The organism is Vibrio rumoiensis, from assembly GCF_002218045.2.
Taxonomy (GTDB): domain Bacteria; phylum Pseudomonadota; class Gammaproteobacteria; order Enterobacterales; family Vibrionaceae; genus Vibrio; species Vibrio rumoiensis.
Genome location: NZ_AP018685.1, coordinates 1,064,073 through 1,080,493, shown reverse-complemented (window position 1 = coordinate 1,080,493; position 16,421 = coordinate 1,064,073). Strand labels below are relative to the sequence as shown.

Sequence of the window (16,421 nt, the reverse complement as noted above, 5' to 3'; positions counted from 1 at the left end):
TTTTACCCACATTCCTTAACTTTCTTGAAAAACCAATAAAACCCATAAAAACAAACAGTTAATAATAAAAATCACTTGATAACTTATTTCTTCAAATGATAGCTAACACTTAATCAAGTTTCATCAACACACTTATCCACAAATTTGGTGGATAACTGCATTGCCGCCTTATCCCATCAGGCATACAAAAAAGTAAAGCGAAAAATCTAAAAAATTTTACTTTTTTGTTGCCCATCAACGTTGACAGCCTGATTCGCCATAGCTAGAATTCTGCCCATAAATTATTCCCTGTTAGTTCAGTCGGTAGAACGGCGGACTGTTAATCCGTATGTCGCTGGTTCAAGTCCAGCACAGGGAGCCAAATACTAAAAAGCCGCATCGCTAAAATGCGGCTTTTTTTCGTTTATTTTCATGCATTCCATCATTAATTACTCAATACCTTCAAATACCTATTTCCTGTAGGTTGTTATTAACGTCACAAATGACGATAATGTTGGGATCATCATTAACCCAAAGAGACGATATGACAGACTATCTACTGTTGCTTGTTGGCACTGTCTTGGTCAACAACTTTGTTCTGGTTAAATTTCTCGGTATTTGCCCTTTTATGGGGGTATCTAAAAAGCTTGAAACTGCGATTGGCATGGGCCTTGCGACCACTTTCGTTTTAACCTTAGCATCCGTCTGCTCATACCTTGTTCAAACTTATATTTTGCGTCCCCTTGGGATTGAATACCTACAAACTATGAGCTTCATTTTAGTGATCGCTTTCGTGGTTCAATTTACCGAAATGGTGGTGCATAAAACCAGCCCAACTCTATACCGTTTACTTGGGATATTTTTACCACTCATCACCACTAACTGTGCCGTATTAGGGGTTGCGCTACTGAATATTAATGAAAATCATAACTTTATCGAGTCGATTATCTATGGTTTCGGTGCTGCAGTAGGTTTCTCACTTGTTCTCATTTTATTCGCCTCCATGCGTGAGCGCATTGCCGCAGCGGATGTCCCCGCCCCATTTAAAGGTGCTTCTATTGCGATGATTACCGCTGGGCTAATGTCACTTGCCTTTATGGGCTTTACAGGTTTGGTTAAATAATCCATGTCTACCATCTTAATCGCCGTCATTGCTATTGCTGCTCTCGCCGCCGTTTTTGGCGTCATTTTAGGATTTGCGTCTATTCGCTTTAAAGTGGAAGCGGATCCGATTGTCGACCAAATCGATAGTATTCTACCGCAGACCCAATGCGGTCAATGTGGCTACCCAGGTTGCCGCCCTTATGCGGAAGCGATAGCCAATGGTGATGCTATTACCAAATGTCCTCCGGGTGGGCAAGCTGGCATTGAAAAATTAGCCGACTTGATGGGCGTTGATGTTCCTACCGATTCAGATGGCGTAGAAGAAGCCGTAAAAAAAGTGGCCTTTATTCACGAGGACATGTGTATTGGCTGTACCAAATGCATCCAAGCTTGCCCAGTCGATGCTATCGTTGGTGGTACAAAAGCGCTGCACACGGTGATTAAAAGCGAATGTACGGGTTGTGATTTATGCGTTGCGCCATGCCCGACAGATTGTATTGAAATGATCCCAATCGAAACCACACCAGATACTTGGAAATGGCAGCTCGAACTTATTCCTGTCGTCACCGATCTTGAACCATCATCAGCTTCTGCTGACTCTAAAGAACAAACCGTGAGTTAAAGGAAAAAGTATGTTGTCGTTAATTGAACAAATTCGTCACGGTATGATTTGGGATTTCCCAGGTGGCATTCATCCACCTGAAAATAAAACTCAGTCGTCAACATTCCCTATTGTCCAAGCTGAATTACCAGAAGAATTTGTTCTGCCTCTCAAACAACATATCGGCAGGCCGGGTGATGTATGTGTAAGTGTTGGTGACCAAGTATTAAAAGGGCAGCAATTAACTCAAGCTAACTTGGCCTTCATGGTTCCTGTGCATGCGCCAAGTTCTGGTACCGTGACAGCCATTGAAAAACGCACCATCGCCCACCCTTCAGGCCTTTCTGATCTGTGTATTGTGATCAAACCAGATGGAAATGATACATGGTGCGAGAAGAATCCCGTCTCGAATTACTTAGAAAGAGACTCTGAAGTTTTAATCGAAAAAATTCGTCAATCCGGAATTTCAGGTATGGGTGGCGCAGGCTTCCCTACCGCACGTAAATTGCATACCGGCTTAGCGAAAACCAAAATATTAATCATTAATGCTGCAGAATGTGAACCTTACATCACAGCCGATGATCGTCTTATGCAAGATTACGCCCAAGAAGTTATTCAGGGCGTTCAGGTCATTCAGCATATTCTGCAACCTGAAGTCACCATTATTGGTATTGAAGACAATAAAAAAGAAGCGATTGCAGCTCTAGAAGAAGCAGCAAGAGATGTTGACCTCATCATTCGAGTTATCCCAACTAAATACCCATCTGGCGGTTCGAAGCAGTTGATCAAAGTGCTCACTGGCCGCGAAGTACCAAGTAAAGAGCACTCCGCTGCGATTGGCGTATTAATGCAAAACGTCGGGACCGCTTTCGCTATCAAACGAGCGATTATTGATGGCGAACCCCTCATTGAGCGCGTGGTTACCTTAACGGGTGACTCATTTGCCCAAAAAGGTAATGTTTTAGCGCGTTTAGGTACCCCGATTTCGGCTTTACTTCGTCAATTTGGCTACAAAGCTGAGAAGAAAAATCCACGTTTGATCATGGGGGGCTCTTTAATGGGCTTTACGCTGCCGCACGCGGATGTGCCCATTACTAAGATTACTAACTGCATTTTAGCGCCGAAACGAAAAGAAATTGCACCACCTAGCCAAGAATTAGCCTGTATTCGTTGTACAGCTTGTGCTGAAGCTTGCCCTGCATCCCTTTTGCCTCAGCAATTACAATGGTATGCCAAGGCTCAGGACTATGAAAAATGCGAAGAGTACCACTTGTCTGATTGTATTGAGTGTGGTGCTTGTGCATACGTGTGCCCAAGTGATATCCCACTGGTGCAATATTACCGCCAAGCGAAATCGGAAATTTGGACTCGCAATCAAGAAGCGAAAGAAGCGGAACGGGCTAAACAACGTTTTGAAGAACGCCAAAAGCGCTTAGAACGCGATAAGCAAGAACGTGAGCTACGTTTCAAACAAGCGGCAGAAAAACGTCGTAGCGACATGAAACAAACCAATGGTGATGATGCCGTTGCAGCCGCGATTGCACGCGTAAAAGCTAAACAAGCTGAACAACCGGTCGAAAAAGAAGTGAAACCCGCGGTTGCAGCAGCTATCGCACGTGCCAAGGCTAAACAAGCAGAAGCGGCAAAGGCAGGACAAACTGAACCTGATAATTCAGAGATGATTAAACTGCGAGAAGAACGTAAACGTCTTGCTCGTGAAAAGAAAGCTCAACAAGAAGCAGATTCAAGCGATACGACATCAACAACGAATGAAGTAACATCGCAAGAGACGCCTAAAAATCCAGCGGTTGCCGCCGCCATTGCCCGCGCTAAAGCAAGAAAAGCTGCTCAGCAATCAACTGTTGAAAATGAGCCAACTCAGCTTGCGCCGGAAGATAAACCGGCAACTGAAACGGAAAGTTCAACGCCAGAAACTAGCGATCCCAAAAAAGCCGCTGTTGCCGCCGCCATTGCTCGCGCTAAAGCAAGAAAAGCCGCTCAGCAGCCAACCGTTGAAAATGAGCCAACTCAACCAGCTCCGGAAGATAAACCGGCAACTGAAGCGGAACGTTCAACGCCAGAAACTAGCGATCCCAAAAAAGCCGCTGTTGCAGCCGCTATTGCCCGCGCTAAAGCAAGAAAAGCCGCTCAGCAATCAACTGTTGAAAGTGAGCCCACTCAGTCAGCGCCGGAAGATAAACCGGCAACTGAAACGGATAATTCAACGCCAGAAACCAGCGATCCCAAAAAAGCCGCTGTTGCCGCCGCCATTGCCCGTGCTAAAGCAAGAAAAGCCGCTCAACAATCAGCTGTTGAAAGTGAGCAAACTCAACCAGCACCGGAAGATAAACCGGCAACTGAAACGGAACGTTCAACGCCAGAAACCAGAGATCCCAAAAAAGCCGCTGTTGCCGCCGCCATTGCCCGCGCTAAAGCAAGAAAAGCAGCACACAATAAAGAGACAACCACGAATAAAACAAGCGACGAATCATCCGCCAATTCTGATACCGAGTCGGCAGATTCATCATCAACCAATCACTCAGACTCTGAAGTCACTCTCGATTTATTGGATATCCCAGTATTTATCGATAAACCATCTCAGGAGAAAAAATAGTGTCGTTTTTTATCACGAGTTCTCCACACGTTCGCGTAAAACGTACCACATCAAATATTATGATGTGGGTAGCCATCTGCTTGCTACCTGGTATTGCTGCTCAAATCTACTTCTTTGGTTACGGGGTATTGATCCAAGTTGTCTTTGCTATTTTGCTCGCTTGGCTATTTGAAGCTGCCATCATGCTCGTGCGTAAACGCTCGCCACTTCTTGGCCTAAAAGATAACAGTGCCTTAGTTACGGGCATGCTTATCGCCGTTTCTATCCCACCACTTTCTCCTTGGTGGATTCTAGCGATAGGTATTTTCTTTGCCATTGTGGTCGGTAAACATCTCTATGGTGGGTTAGGACAAAACCTATTTAATCCCGCCATGGTCGCTTATGTGGTATTACTGATCTCATTTCCTGTACAAATGACAAGTTGGGTTACACCTGAATCATTAACGAATGTGCATTTACATTTTACTGATTGTTTAAGACTGTTTTTCACTGGCTTCAATCTTGATGGCTTATCGCTACAACAAGTTCGTTCAGGAATTGATGGGGTGACCATGGCAACGCCACTTGATACCTTTAAAACCTCACTCCGAGCAGGTCATACTGCCAGTGAAATCATGCAACAACCTACTTTTGCAGGTTTAGCTGGTGTCGGTTGGCAATGGGTAAATATTGCATTCTTATTAGGCGGGCTCGTCTTAGTTAGATTGCGTATTGTTCAATGGCAAATTCCACTAGCAATGTTAGTCAGTTTGTTAATGGTCAGTACTATCGCTTCACTCTTTGCTCCTGGGACGACAGCCTCCCCTATTTTGCATCTACTTTCTGGTGCAACCATGATTGGTGCATTCTTTATTGCCACCGATCCTGTGACTGCCTCCACCACCACTAAAGGCCGAATCATTTACGGTGCATTTATCGGGATTGTGGTGTTCTTAATTCGTAGTTGGGGTGGTTTCCCTGATGGGGTGGCTTTTGCTGTTTTGTTAGCCAATATGATGGTGCCACTGATTGATTACTACACCAAACCTCGAACTTATGGGCATGTAAGGTAATATCGCTATGCTAAATGCAATGAAAAAAAATGGCGGCATCTTGGCAATATTTGCTATTGCTTCTACCTCATTGGTTGCGATCACTAATTGGGTAACACACGACACAATTGTCGAGCAACAACAACAAGAGTTGCAAAAAACACTTAACCAAGTGATCCCGCAAAGCATGCACGATAATCAGCTATTCGCATCATGCATGTTACTGCCATCACAAAGTACCGTAACAACCGAACCACTACCCGCTTATCTCGCAACCAAAGCTGGTCAGCCAACCGCCATTGCCATCGAAACTTATGCCCCTGATGGCTATAATGGCGCGATAAAAATTATTGTTGGTTTAGATATGCAAGGTGTCATTACAAGTACTCGAGTACTCGCGCATAATGAAACCCCAGGGTTAGGCGATAAAATAGAAACACGCAAAACAGATTGGATTTTTGGTTTTGACCGCAAAACGGTCACTCAAAGTAACGACTCGGATTGGGCGGTACGTAAAGATGGTGGCCAATTTGATCAATTTACTGGTGCGACCATTACCCCTAGGGCGGTCGTGAAAGCGGTGAAGAAAACCGTGGTGTACTTTAAAGAAAATAAACAAAGCATTCTCAACCAACCATTAAACTGTGAGGGATAAAATGTCTGAAGATAGCGCAACGCTTGATACACCATTAGATTCAGCAACCCAAGTTTCTGATCCTGAGAATAAACAGTTGATGAAAAACGGCTTGTGGGATAACAACCCTGCCCTTGTTCAGCTATTGGGTTTATGTCCACTACTGGCGGTATCGTCTACCATCACTAATGCACTTGGTTTAGGTCTTGCCACTATGTTGGTACTGATTTCAACCAATACGATTGTCTCGTTAGTACGTCATTACGTTCCTAAAGAAGTTCGAATTCCTATTTTTGTCATGATCATCGCTTCTGTCGTAACCTGTGTACAACTACTAATGAGTGCTTATGCTTATGGCCTCTATCTTTCTCTTGGCATTTTCATTCCTCTCATCGTGACTAACTGTGTGATCATTGGCCGTGCAGAAGCTTACGCATCTAAAAATGCGCCTAAAAAAGCCGCCTTAGATGGTTTTTGGATGGGCCTTGGCATGCTAGCTGCCCTAACGGTTTTAGGCGCGCTACGTGAAGTGATTGGACAAGGTACTCTGTTCGATGGCGCAGACCTATTACTAGGCAATTGGGCGGCCTCTTTGCGCATTGAAGTCTTCCATATTGATAGCAGTTTCTTACTCGCTTTACTGCCGCCGGGCGCGTTTATCGGCGTGGGTTTCCTCATTGCGTTAAAACAAGTGATTGATAAGCAAATCGACAAGCGAAAACCAGCTGAAGAAAAACCAACTATTGAACGCGCTAGAGTCACCAATGCTTAACGTATATAGACTATTACGATCGACTGATTGGTATACAAACTATGAATAATGAAAAACGCCGACTGATCCTAGAAAGGTTACGTGAAGATAACCCCAACCCTCAAACTGAGCTGAATTGGACCACCCCATTTGAATTATTAATTGCGGTACTGCTTTCTGCTCAAGCCACTGATGTCAGTGTCAATAAAGCGACGGATAAGCTGTACCCGGTCGCGAATACTCCTGAAGCCATTCTGGCACTAGGCGTTGACGGATTAAAAGAATACATCAAAACCATTGGGCTATTTAATTCCAAAGCAGAAAATACCATTAAAACCTGTAAAATCTTAATTGAAAAACATAATAGCCAAGTTCCGGAAGATCGCGCCGCATTAGAAGCCTTACCTGGGGTAGGCCGAAAAACCGCTAACGTCGTATTAAATACTGCTTTTGGCTGGCCAACCATCGCGGTCGATACGCATATTTATCGCGTATCGAATCGAACAAAATTAGCCATGGGTAAAACGGTTGATGACGTTGAAGCAAAGCTATTAAAGGTGGTACCTAAAGAGTTTAAACTTGACGTTCATCACTGGCTGATCTTACATGGCCGCTACACCTGCATCGCACGTAAGCCACGTTGTGGTAGTTGCATAATTGAAGACCTCTGCGAGTTTAAAGAAAAAGTTTATCCTGAAGAGTAATTATGTTGTTTGATTACTTTACATTCCAATAAGGAGCACACAATGTCGAATGGAAGAGTTTTGCATACTATGGTTCGTGTTGGCGATCTTGATCGCTCAATCGAATTCTACACCAAAGTTCTTGGTATGCAGCTAATACGTAAAAATGAAAATGCAGAATATAAATATACTCTCGCTTTCGTAGGCTACGGCGATGAGTCTCAAGGTGCGGTTATCGAACTGACTTATAACTGGGATACCTCTGAATACGATCTTGGAACCGGTTACGGACACATTGCGATTGGTTTTGATGATATCTACACCGCGTGTGATGCAATCAAAGCCGCTGGCGGTACAGTAACTCGTGAACCAGGTCCAGTAAAAGGCGGAAGTACACATATTGCCTTTGTGAAAGATCCTGATGGCTACATGATTGAACTTATCCAACGTAGCCAAATGTCTGCAGGTTTAGAGGGATAATTCACCCTATTATTCCCCCCGACAAATATAGAAGAGCCCGACAATCGGGTTCTTTTTTTATTCTATAAATTTCATTAATCAAACAATACTCATTCTTTTAAATAAGTAATAAAAAATCATTTATTTTAAATAAAACCGCATATTTTCCTGCTGACAAGTAACATTATAGAGTGAAGTTCAATTTCTAATCTGTAATAATACGCGACTAAATTCACGGATATGAAAGCCAATGACTGACACAAATGAAGCTTTGACACTAAAACACCGATTTCGTGGCTATTTTCCCGTCGTTATTGATGTAGAAACCGCCGGTTTCAATGCGCAAACTGATGCACTATTGGAGATCTGTGCTGTCACTCTAGCCATGGATGAAAACGGGGATTTATACCCTGCCTCCACCATTCAATTCAATGTTGAACCTTTTGAAGGAGCCAACCTTGAAAAAGACGCGTTAGAGTTTACCGGAATCCGTGATCCATATAGCCCTTTAAGAGGTGCGGTGACTGAAGCGGAAGCTCTAAAAGAAATCTTCAAATTAGTTCGTAAAGAGCAAAAAGCGGCCGATTGCAGCCGAGCGATCATGGTTGCCCACAATGCGAATTTTGATTTGAGTTTTGTCATGGCAGCAGCTGAGCGTAGTAAATTAAAACGCATTCCGTTTCACCCTTTTGCTACCTTCGATACTGCTGCATTAAGTGGTCTCGCTTATGGGCAAACCGTCTTAGCGAAAGCTTGCCGTGCCGCAGGATTTGAATTTGACAATCAAGCAGCACACTCTGCTTTGTATGACACTCAAATTACCGCGAAATTATTTTGCAACATAGTAAACAAGTGGAAAGCCTTAGGTGGTTGGCCATTACCTTCAACCGAAGAATCGCAATAATGCCGACAAAGAGCGGTACTAAACACACAACATTTATTTACATTAAAAGAGAATTACAATGAATCCTGTCGTTATCTCCGTTTGCTTAATGCTGGCGTTGTCCGTTTTTCGAGTCAATGTCGTGATAGCCTTAACTTTGAGCGCTATTACTGGTGGTTTGTTGGCACATATGTCACTCGACCAAACTATCGCAGCTTTTCAATCTGGCTTAGGTGATGGTGCAGAAATTGCCCTTAGCTACGCTTTGCTTGGCGCGTTTGCGGTAGCGTTATCTCAAACCGGCATTACCGATATCTTATCAAACGCAGTTATTAAACGTGTACATGGTAAAGAAAATGCCAAAGCAACCAACATGGTGAAATATGCTATTTTTGGTGCGTTATTTATCATGGCGATTTTTTCACAAAACGTTATCCCAGTTCATATTGCCTTTATCCCTATTATTGTCCCACCTCTGCTATCGGCATTTAATAAAATGAACGTTGACCGCCGTATGGTCGCTTGTATTATTACCTTTGGTCTTGTCACGCCATATATGACAATGCCTATTGGTTTTGGTGGCATCTTCCTTAATGACATCTTACTACCTGCTTTGCAAAGCAATGGATTAACAAATGCGACTGCTGCTCAAATCCCCGCCGCGATGCTTATTCCTGCGTGCGGTATGATTTTCGGTTTACTGGTTAGTGTGTTCATTAGCTACCGTAAACCACGTACCTATGTAGCAGAGCAAAATGAAACCTCTGAAATCCAACAAAAAGGCATTGATAAAAAAGCGGTGATTGTTGCAGTGATCAGTATTATAGCAACCCTCTCTGCTCAACTATATTCTGGCTCGATGATCGTTGGTGCGCTTGTTGGCTTCATTATTTTGTCTTTTGGTAAACCTTTCCAAACCAGCCAAGATAACTTTACGCGCGGCGTTCAAATGATGGCCATGATTGGCTTTATCATGATCTCAGCAAACGGTTTTGCGAGCGTGATGAAAGCAACCGGTGGCGTTGAAACATTAGTCACTTTCCTACAAACAAGCATGAATGGCCACCAAGCCATTGCGGCCTTAATGATGTTGATTGTAGGCTTACTCATCACTATGGGTATTGGTTCATCGTTTTCAACCATCCCAATTATTGCAACCATCTACGTACCACTAGCCATTTCTTTTGGCTTCTCTCCAGCAGCAACCATTGCACTGGTTGGTACTGCTGCGGCGTTAGGGGATGCAGGTTCTCCAGCATCGGATTCAACCTTAGGTCCAACATCGGGCTTAAATGCTGACGGACAGCATGACCATATTAAAGACTCAGTGATCCCAACGTTCCTTCACTACAACCTACCGCTTATCGTATTTGGTTGGATTGCGGCAATGGTTCTGTAATCATCGCCTCATGTTAACTAAAAAAGCGCATGCTTCGTTTATCGAACATGCGCTTTTTTATTAAAAGAGGTGAATGCTGATTTTGTTTAACAAACCTTTAGTTTTGAGGTTTTAAACCTATCTAACGTTTTGTCTTATCAATACTTTCCGCCCACGTCATTCGCTGATCAATCTCTTTCAAGCTGGTTAACTCAGAGCCATAGTCCAGTGTAATTGCGTGATATTTTTCCCCAAGTTGCAAAATTAAGCTTGGAAATGAATGCACTCCTAATGCTTGACAACAATCACGTTGACGAGAAAATTCTTGTTCAACGTTAACGCCTTTACAATCCCTAGTAAATTGTTCAACGTTGAGACCAATTTCTTGAGCTAATAATAAATGAGTCGAATCAATGTGTGGCGTCATTGCGCGTAAGTAATAGGCTCTCTGAATAGCTTGATTCATTTCCTCTCCTGCACCTTGCTTATTTGCAGCGATCACAGCACGACAAGCAGGATAAGTCGTTCTAACCGGGTCAGCTAATGTCCAGTAATCATGATTAAATTGCGTCCCTAGTTGGCTTTCAATCCGTCTCCAGGCCTGCTGCAACATGAGTCTCATCTCTTGCGGCATGGGTTCATGGTTATCTGGAGCCAATCCCCCTAATAAATATTCAATTTGGATGTTTTCCGGTAATGCCGCTTTTAATTTATCCCATGTTGGTTTGTAGCCCCAACACCAGCTACACATAGGGTCATGGATATAATATAAAATCCCTTTCATCATTTACTCCTATATTACAGATACAAAAAAAGAGCCTAGATCGGCTCTTTTTCTTTCAAGTGAAATGAATTTTATTCTTCACTTGCTGGTGCGCGTGATACCGCTTCTTTAATCAAAGTTTGCAGTTCACCCTTCTGGAACATCTCAATAATGATGTCACAACCACCAACCAGTTCACCTTCAATCCATAACTGTGGGAATGTTGGCCACTGAGCGTACTTTGGTAGTTCTGCGCGGATATCTGGATTTTGTAGAATATCCACATAAGCAAATTTTTCACCACATGACATCAAAGCTTGTGCTGCTTGAGAAGAGAAACCACAGCTTGGTAGCTTCGGTGAACCTTTCATGTATAACAGAATAGTATTTTCAGAAATCTGTTGTTTAATTTTATCGATAGTTTCCATCACTTCCTCTCTAGGATATAAGCATCACTCTAAATTATTGCCCCATTCTACTTGTATCTTCAGCAGAATAAAAAGCCATTATTTATAAGGGTATTCTAATTGGCGCATTTGTGCACCGTTTTCTTATTGCCTAATGGACTAAACCAATACTTAACTATTTATCTCTCTTACATAAATGCCGATATCACAAGACAAATGAGTGATGTGTGAGAAATTTTAGAGCGAGGTCTTTTAATAAAGTAAAAACTTGCTAAACTGACCTTAGTCGTTAATGGCTCAAACTGATGTTTAACAATCGTCACTTAATCATTTCATTGTTTAAACAAGATGGTTGATGTTTCACTGTCATGGAAATGGCATCATCAGTTAGTATGATTAAAACAATCGGAAGCTGTTCTAACTAGAACACAAGAAAGTCCCTTTCTAACACATGGAGATTTGAGCAATGGCATTTGAACTACCAGCCCTGCCTTACGAAAAAGATGCACTAGAACCACACATCTCAGCTGAAACTTTAGATTACCACCACGGCAAACACCACAACACATACGTGGTTAAGCTTAATGGTCTGATCCCAGGTACTGAGTTTGAAGGTAAATCTCTTGAAGAAATCGTTAAGACTTCAACAGGCGGCATCTTTAACAACGCAGCACAAATCTGGAACCACACTTTCTACTGGCACTGCCTAGCTCCAAATGCTGGCGGTGAACCAACAGGTGCTGTTGCAGAAGCAATCAAGCAACAATTTGGCTCATTCGATGAGTTCAAAGCAAAATTCACTGATTCAGCAATCAACAACTTCGGTTCTTCATGGACTTGGTTAGTGAAAAAAGCAGATGGTTCTCTAGACATCGTAAACACGTCTAACGCTGCAACACCACTAACAGAAGAAGGCATTACTCCGCTTCTTACTGTTGACCTGTGGGAACACGCATACTACATCGATTACCGTAACGTTCGCCCTGACTACATGAATGGTTTCTGGGCATTGGTTAACTGGTCTTTCGTTGAAGAAAACCTAATCAAGTAATTAAGTCTAAATTGGCTTAAACGCTTTATTAAAAAGACTGGCTTAGGCTGGTCTTTTTTTATATTTGAATATCCATCTCAGGTTTCAGGTTACACACAGGCATTAACATTATTTTATTCACATCAATTCCCCTTACAGATTAATACTTTTCAGTGTTTCATTTCAGTTCTTTGATGTTATTCACAGGATCTTTACACGTTTTACTACCATTATTACTATCTAAGGCCCATAGACACCTTGGAGGTAGTTGATAAGTTGTTCTCGGTATTTGTGTTTAAGGGCGTTAGGTATTTTTTCTTTGATACCAATGAGGTGCTATATGAACATACAAAACTCCGTCGTGGTGATCACGTCAGCAGGATCTCATTTAGGTCAAAATTTAGCTCAACACTTTCTTTCTCTCAACGCTAACGTCATCTTAGTTGATAATAACGAAACCTCGCTAAACCAAGCTTTACATCATTGTCAGCCATATTCTTCACATGTTTTCCAATATCTTCTCGATGATGAAAGTTTTGAAAGTGTCCAACCTTTGTTTTCTTCTATTAACCAACAATTTGACAAAGGAATTGATGTCTTAATTAACCTATATCCTAACCTACCAGCCCCTTCACTGATCAACGATGAACATATTGATAGTTATAGTCGTCAATATTCAAAGTTAGCCGCGACAATGCTGTGTTTTAGCAAACTAGCCGCGAGACAAATGCTACATAACCAAAAGCGTGGGGTCATTGTTAATCTATCAAGCCAAGAACAAGATAGCCCCACCCAACCGTCTTCATTAATTTCCGAATTTACTCAAAATTGGGCAAAGGAATTAATGCCCTTTAATATTCGCGTGGGAGGGATCTTGCCAAACCGAACAGGTATGTCCTCCAAACATCATGGCTGGGCACAAAGCTGTGATGAGCTGATTAGAAACGCTGAATATATTGTAGAAAATGAGTACTTTAATGGCCGTGTTTTAGACTCCTATTAATGAACGAATTAGCCGCAGTATTGTGCATTGTCTTATGCTCTAGTGATTAATAATAGCGGGTCAACCTAAACAAAAAAGCCCTGCTTAACGAGTAAGCAGGGCTTTTTTTTATTTCAGACTAAGATTATTTTTTCTTAGCTGCTTTTTTTGGTTCTTCTGTTTTTTTGATAACAGTTGTACCTTCGAAAGTTTCACCTTCGATGTATGCTTTACCGTAGTAAGCCGCTAATAGAACTTCTTTAAGCTCTGAGATTAGAGGGTAACGTGGGTTAGCACCAGTACATTGGTCATCAAACGCATCAACTGCTAAGTTATCTAATTTTGCTAAGAAATCAGCTTCGTTAACGCCAGCCGCTTGGATAGACAGTGGGATATCCAGGTCTTTCTTCACTTCATCCAACCAAGTTAATAGACGCTCAATTTTCTGTGCAGTGCGGTCACCGTCTTGGCTTAGGCCTAGGTGGTCAGCAACTTCAGCATAACGACGACGTGCTTGTGGACGGTCGTATTGAGAGAACGCTGTTTGTTTAGTTGGGTTATCGTTCGCGTTGAAACGGATAACGTTAGAGATCATTAATGCGTTAGCAAGACCGTGTGGGATATGGAACTCTGCACCAATTTTGTGTGCAATTGAGTGACATACACCTAGGAATGCGTTTGCAAATGACATACCAGCGATAGTGGCTGCGTTATGTACTTTCTCACGAGCGATTGGGTCTGCTGAACCATTTTTGTAGCTAGATGGTAGGTATTCTTTTAGCATCTTAAGTGCTTGTAGAGCATGACCATCTGAGTATTCGTTAGCAAGAACTGATACGTAAGCTTCTAATGCGTGAGTGATTGCATCGTAACCACCAAATGCTGTTAGAGACTTAGGCATGTTCATAACAAGGTTCGCATCAACGATAGCCATGTTAGGAGTTAGTTCGTAATCCGCTAGTGGGTATTTAGCGCCAGTACGGTCATCAGTTACAACCGCAAATGGTGTTACTTCAGAACCTGTACCAGATGTTGTAGTTACACATACTAGTTCAGCTTTTGCACCCATTTTAGGGAACTTGTAGATACGTTTACGGATATCCATGAAGCGCATTGATAATTCTTCAAAGTGCGTTTCTGGGTGCTCGTACATTACCCACATGATTTTCGCTGCATCCATTGGTGAACCACCGCCTAGTGCAATGATTACGTCTGGTTGGTAGCTTTGCATTTGTGCTGCACCTTTCTCAACAACAGATAGCGTTGGATCCGCTTCTACGTCAAAGAAAGTTTGAACTTCCATACCTTGAGATTTAAGTAAGCTTACGATCTCATCAGCGTAACCGTTATTGAATAGGAAACGGTCAGTCACTAGGAATGCACGTTTTTTACCTTCTAAGTCAGTCAATGCAACTGGTAGGCTGCCACGACGGAAGTAGATTGATTTTGGAAGTTTATGCCACAACATATTCTCAGCTCGCTTAGCAACAGTTTTCTTGTTGATTAGGTGTTTTGGACCTACGTTTTCAGAGATAGAGTTACCCCCCCATGAACCACAACCTAGCGTTAGTGATGGTGCAACGTTGAAGTTGTATAAGTCACCGATACCACCGTGAGTGGTTGGGATATTCACAAGAATACGAGCTGTTTTTAGTTTGTCGCCAAAGTATTTGATACGATCAGCGTTAGTGTCTTGGTTAGTGTAGAGGCCAGATGTGTGACCGATACCACCGATTTCAACCATAGTCACCGCTTGCTCTACTGCATTCTCGAAAGAAGACGCACGGAACATACCAAGTGTTGGAGACAGTTTTTCATGAGCAAATTCATCATCGTGGCTTACTACGCCGCCTTCACCGATAAGAACTTTAGTATCAGCAGGAACTTTAACGCCCGCTAATTCAGCGATTTTAACCGCAGGTTGACCTACGATATCAGCATTTAGGTTGCCGTTGATAAGTAGCACTTTACGTACTTTATCAGCTTCAGATTTAGATAAAACATAACCTTTGTGAGAAGCAAAACGCTCTTTCACTTCTTCGTATACTTCATCCATAACGATAACGGCTTGCTCAGAAGCACATACCACACCGTTATCGAATGTTTTAGACATAAGAACAGAAGCAACCGCACGTTTGATATCAGCTGTTTCATCGATAACAACAGGAACGTTACCCGCACCTACACCGATCGCTGGCTTACCAGAAGAGTATGCCGCTTTAACCATGCCTGGGCCACCAGTTGCAAGGATAAGGTTGATGCCGTCATGCTTCATCAAGGCGTTAGATAATTCAACTGAAGGTTGGTCGATCCAACCGATGATGTCTCTTGGAGCACCGGCTGCAACAGCTGCATCAAGTACTAATTTAGCCGCATCATTTGTAGAGTTTTTTGCACGTGGGTGTGGAGAGAAGATGATACCGTTACGAGTTTTCAAAGAGATTAGAGATTTGAAAATCGCTGTTGATGTTGGGTTAGTCGTTGGAACGATACCACAGATGATACCAACAGGTTCTGCGATAGTAATAGTGTCTGTACCTTCTTCAAGGATGCCACACGTTTTTTCATCGCGGTATTTGTTGTAAATGAACTCTGAAGCAAAGTGGTTTTTGATAACCTTGTCTTCAATGATACCCATGCCAGATTCCGCTACCGCTTGTTGTGCTAGTGGAATACGTGCTTGGTTAGCTGCTAAAGATGCTGCACGGAAAATTTTATCTACTTGTTCTTGAGAAAAAGTAGCAAATTCCTTTTGTGCCGCTTGAACGCGTGCGACAAGAGCATCTAGTTCAGCTAAGTTAGTTACAGGCATAATGAATCTCCTAAGATTTAAAAATTAAAAACTATTTAGTAAGACTATTTGGTATCACTTAAAAACTACTAACCGAAACCGGTAAATCCACCTTAGTAAATCGCTTTCAAAACTGAGTATATGCTTTCAAATATTAAAAATATTGATGTAGATCAGTTCATGCAATCTAAATACCCCCAAAGCGGTATAGTCTTTAAAGTGAAAATTATAAATACATGTTTAATAAGACATTTTATTTATTTCACTATGTGAAAAATATTTGTTCGACTAGCTAAAAACTTATAAATAAGACACATAATTTGTAAGTTTA

The 16,421-nt window shown here is 42.3% G+C and carries 15 protein-coding genes and 1 tRNA gene; 13 read left to right on the top strand and 3 right to left on the bottom strand.

The annotated features are described in order from the left end of the window. Window positions 1–285: 285 nt before the first annotated feature. The 11 genes from VRUMOI_RS04990 (at window position 286) to VRUMOI_RS04940 (ending at window position 10,138) form a co-directional block, all read left to right on the top strand. Window positions 286–361 (top strand) — tRNA-Asn (locus tag VRUMOI_RS04990). Between the two features lie 162 nt (window positions 362–523). After that, entirely contained in the window at window positions 524–1,102 is a 579-nt protein-coding gene (rsxA, locus tag VRUMOI_RS04985; RefSeq protein WP_027697352.1) for an electron transport complex subunit RsxA, read from the top strand. Window positions 1,103–1,105: 3 nt separating this feature from the next. Next, the gene (gene rsxB / locus VRUMOI_RS04980; RefSeq protein ID WP_089139079.1) at window positions 1,106–1,705 is read left to right on the top strand and encodes an electron transport complex subunit RsxB; all 600 of its coding nucleotides are present in this window, start codon (window positions 1,106–1,108) and stop codon (window positions 1,703–1,705) included. Window positions 1,706–1,715: 10 nt separating this feature from the next. Beyond that, the gene (gene rsxC / locus VRUMOI_RS04975) at window positions 1,716–4,298 is read left to right on the top strand and encodes an electron transport complex subunit RsxC (RefSeq protein WP_089139078.1); all 2,583 of its coding nucleotides are present in this window, start codon (window positions 1,716–1,718) and stop codon (window positions 4,296–4,298) included. After that, a complete protein-coding gene (rsxD, locus tag VRUMOI_RS04970; RefSeq protein WP_089139077.1) occupies window positions 4,298–5,350 on the top strand; it encodes an electron transport complex subunit RsxD in 1,053 nt (350 codons plus the stop codon). The genes rsxC and rsxD overlap by 1 nt, the downstream gene beginning before the upstream one ends. Before the next feature lie 7 nt (window positions 5,351–5,357). Beyond that, complete coding sequence (gene rsxG, locus VRUMOI_RS04965; protein WP_089139076.1) at window positions 5,358–5,984, top strand: electron transport complex subunit RsxG; 627 nt, start codon at window positions 5,358–5,360, stop codon at window positions 5,982–5,984. Between the two features lies 1 nt (window position 5,985). Further along, window positions 5,986–6,735: an electron transport complex subunit E gene (locus tag VRUMOI_RS04960; RefSeq protein WP_089139075.1), complete on the top strand. Its 750-nt coding sequence runs from the start codon at window positions 5,986–5,988 to the stop codon at window positions 6,733–6,735. A gap of 41 nt (window positions 6,736–6,776) precedes the next feature. Further along, window positions 6,777–7,418, top strand: coding sequence for an endonuclease III (gene nth, locus VRUMOI_RS04955; protein ID WP_089139074.1), 642 nt, complete (start codon window positions 6,777–6,779; stop codon window positions 7,416–7,418). Between the two features lie 42 nt (window positions 7,419–7,460). Beyond that, window positions 7,461–7,877 (top strand): lactoylglutathione lyase, encoded by a 417-nt coding sequence (gloA, locus tag VRUMOI_RS04950; protein ID WP_089139073.1) that lies wholly within the window; start codon window positions 7,461–7,463, stop codon window positions 7,875–7,877. A 229-nt stretch (window positions 7,878–8,106) separates the two neighbouring features. Then, the gene (rnt, locus tag VRUMOI_RS04945) at window positions 8,107–8,760 is read left to right on the top strand and encodes a ribonuclease T (protein WP_089139072.1); all 654 of its coding nucleotides are present in this window, start codon (window positions 8,107–8,109) and stop codon (window positions 8,758–8,760) included. A gap of 58 nt (window positions 8,761–8,818) precedes the next feature. Beyond that, complete coding sequence (locus VRUMOI_RS04940; protein ID WP_089139071.1) at window positions 8,819–10,138, top strand: Na+/H+ antiporter family protein; 1,320 nt, start codon at window positions 8,819–8,821, stop codon at window positions 10,136–10,138. Between the two features lie 121 nt (window positions 10,139–10,259). On the opposite strand, the gene VRUMOI_RS04935 is transcribed toward VRUMOI_RS04940, so the two are convergent. Next, window positions 10,260–10,901, bottom strand: a complete 642-nt coding sequence (locus VRUMOI_RS04935; RefSeq protein ID WP_089139070.1) for a DsbA family protein — start codon at window positions 10,899–10,901, stop codon at window positions 10,260–10,262. Window positions 10,902–10,972: 71 nt separating this feature from the next. After that, on the bottom strand, window positions 10,973–11,308 hold the full coding sequence (locus VRUMOI_RS04930) for a Grx4 family monothiol glutaredoxin (protein WP_089139069.1): 336 nt from the start codon (window positions 11,306–11,308) through the stop codon (window positions 10,973–10,975). Between the two features lie 445 nt (window positions 11,309–11,753). On the opposite strand from VRUMOI_RS04930, the gene sodB reads away from it, so the two are divergent. Continuing rightward, window positions 11,754–12,338, top strand: a complete 585-nt coding sequence (gene sodB / locus VRUMOI_RS04925) for a superoxide dismutase [Fe] (RefSeq protein WP_089139068.1) — start codon at window positions 11,754–11,756, stop codon at window positions 12,336–12,338. Between the two features lie 319 nt (window positions 12,339–12,657). Beyond that, the gene (locus VRUMOI_RS04920; protein WP_162598340.1) at window positions 12,658–13,320 is read left to right on the top strand and encodes an SDR family oxidoreductase; all 663 of its coding nucleotides are present in this window, start codon (window positions 12,658–12,660) and stop codon (window positions 13,318–13,320) included. A gap of 124 nt (window positions 13,321–13,444) precedes the next feature. Here the strand turns inward: VRUMOI_RS04920 and adhE are convergent, their stop codons facing one another. After that, the gene (gene adhE / locus VRUMOI_RS04915; protein ID WP_089139066.1) at window positions 13,445–16,111 is read right to left on the bottom strand and encodes a bifunctional acetaldehyde-CoA/alcohol dehydrogenase; all 2,667 of its coding nucleotides are present in this window, start codon (window positions 16,109–16,111) and stop codon (window positions 13,445–13,447) included. Window positions 16,112–16,421 lie beyond the last annotated feature (310 nt).

Excerpts from the sequence above, each read along its gene's own strand:
- sodB (WP_089139068.1), top strand. The coding sequence starts at position 11,754 with ATGGCATTTGAACTACCAGCCCTGCCTTACGAAAAAGATGCACTAGAA.
- gloA (WP_089139073.1), top strand. The coding sequence starts at position 7,461 with ATGTCGAATGGAAGAGTTTTGCATACTATGGTTCGTGTTGGCGATCTT.
- rnt (WP_089139072.1), top strand. The coding sequence starts at position 8,107 with ATGACTGACACAAATGAAGCTTTGACACTAAAACACCGATTTCGTGGC.
- VRUMOI_RS04940 (WP_089139071.1), top strand. The coding sequence starts at position 8,819 with ATGAATCCTGTCGTTATCTCCGTTTGCTTAATGCTGGCGTTGTCCGTT.
- rsxG (WP_089139076.1), top strand. The coding sequence starts at position 5,358 with ATGCTAAATGCAATGAAAAAAAATGGCGGCATCTTGGCAATATTTGCT.
- VRUMOI_RS04960 (WP_089139075.1), top strand. The coding sequence starts at position 5,986 with ATGTCTGAAGATAGCGCAACGCTTGATACACCATTAGATTCAGCAACC.
- rsxC (WP_089139078.1), top strand. The coding sequence starts at position 1,716 with ATGTTGTCGTTAATTGAACAAATTCGTCACGGTATGATTTGGGATTTC.
- rsxB (WP_089139079.1), top strand. The coding sequence starts at position 1,106 with ATGTCTACCATCTTAATCGCCGTCATTGCTATTGCTGCTCTCGCCGCC.
- adhE (WP_089139066.1), bottom strand. The coding sequence starts at position 16,111 with ATGCCTGTAACTAACTTAGCTGAACTAGATGCTCTTGTCGCACGCGTT.
- nth (WP_089139074.1), top strand. The coding sequence starts at position 6,777 with ATGAATAATGAAAAACGCCGACTGATCCTAGAAAGGTTACGTGAAGAT.
- VRUMOI_RS04920 (WP_162598340.1), top strand. The coding sequence starts at position 12,658 with ATGAACATACAAAACTCCGTCGTGGTGATCACGTCAGCAGGATCTCAT.
- rsxA (WP_027697352.1), top strand. The coding sequence starts at position 524 with ATGACAGACTATCTACTGTTGCTTGTTGGCACTGTCTTGGTCAACAAC.
- VRUMOI_RS04930 (WP_089139069.1), bottom strand. The coding sequence starts at position 11,308 with ATGGAAACTATCGATAAAATTAAACAACAGATTTCTGAAAATACTATT.
- VRUMOI_RS04935 (WP_089139070.1), bottom strand. The coding sequence starts at position 10,901 with ATGAAAGGGATTTTATATTATATCCATGACCCTATGTGTAGCTGGTGT.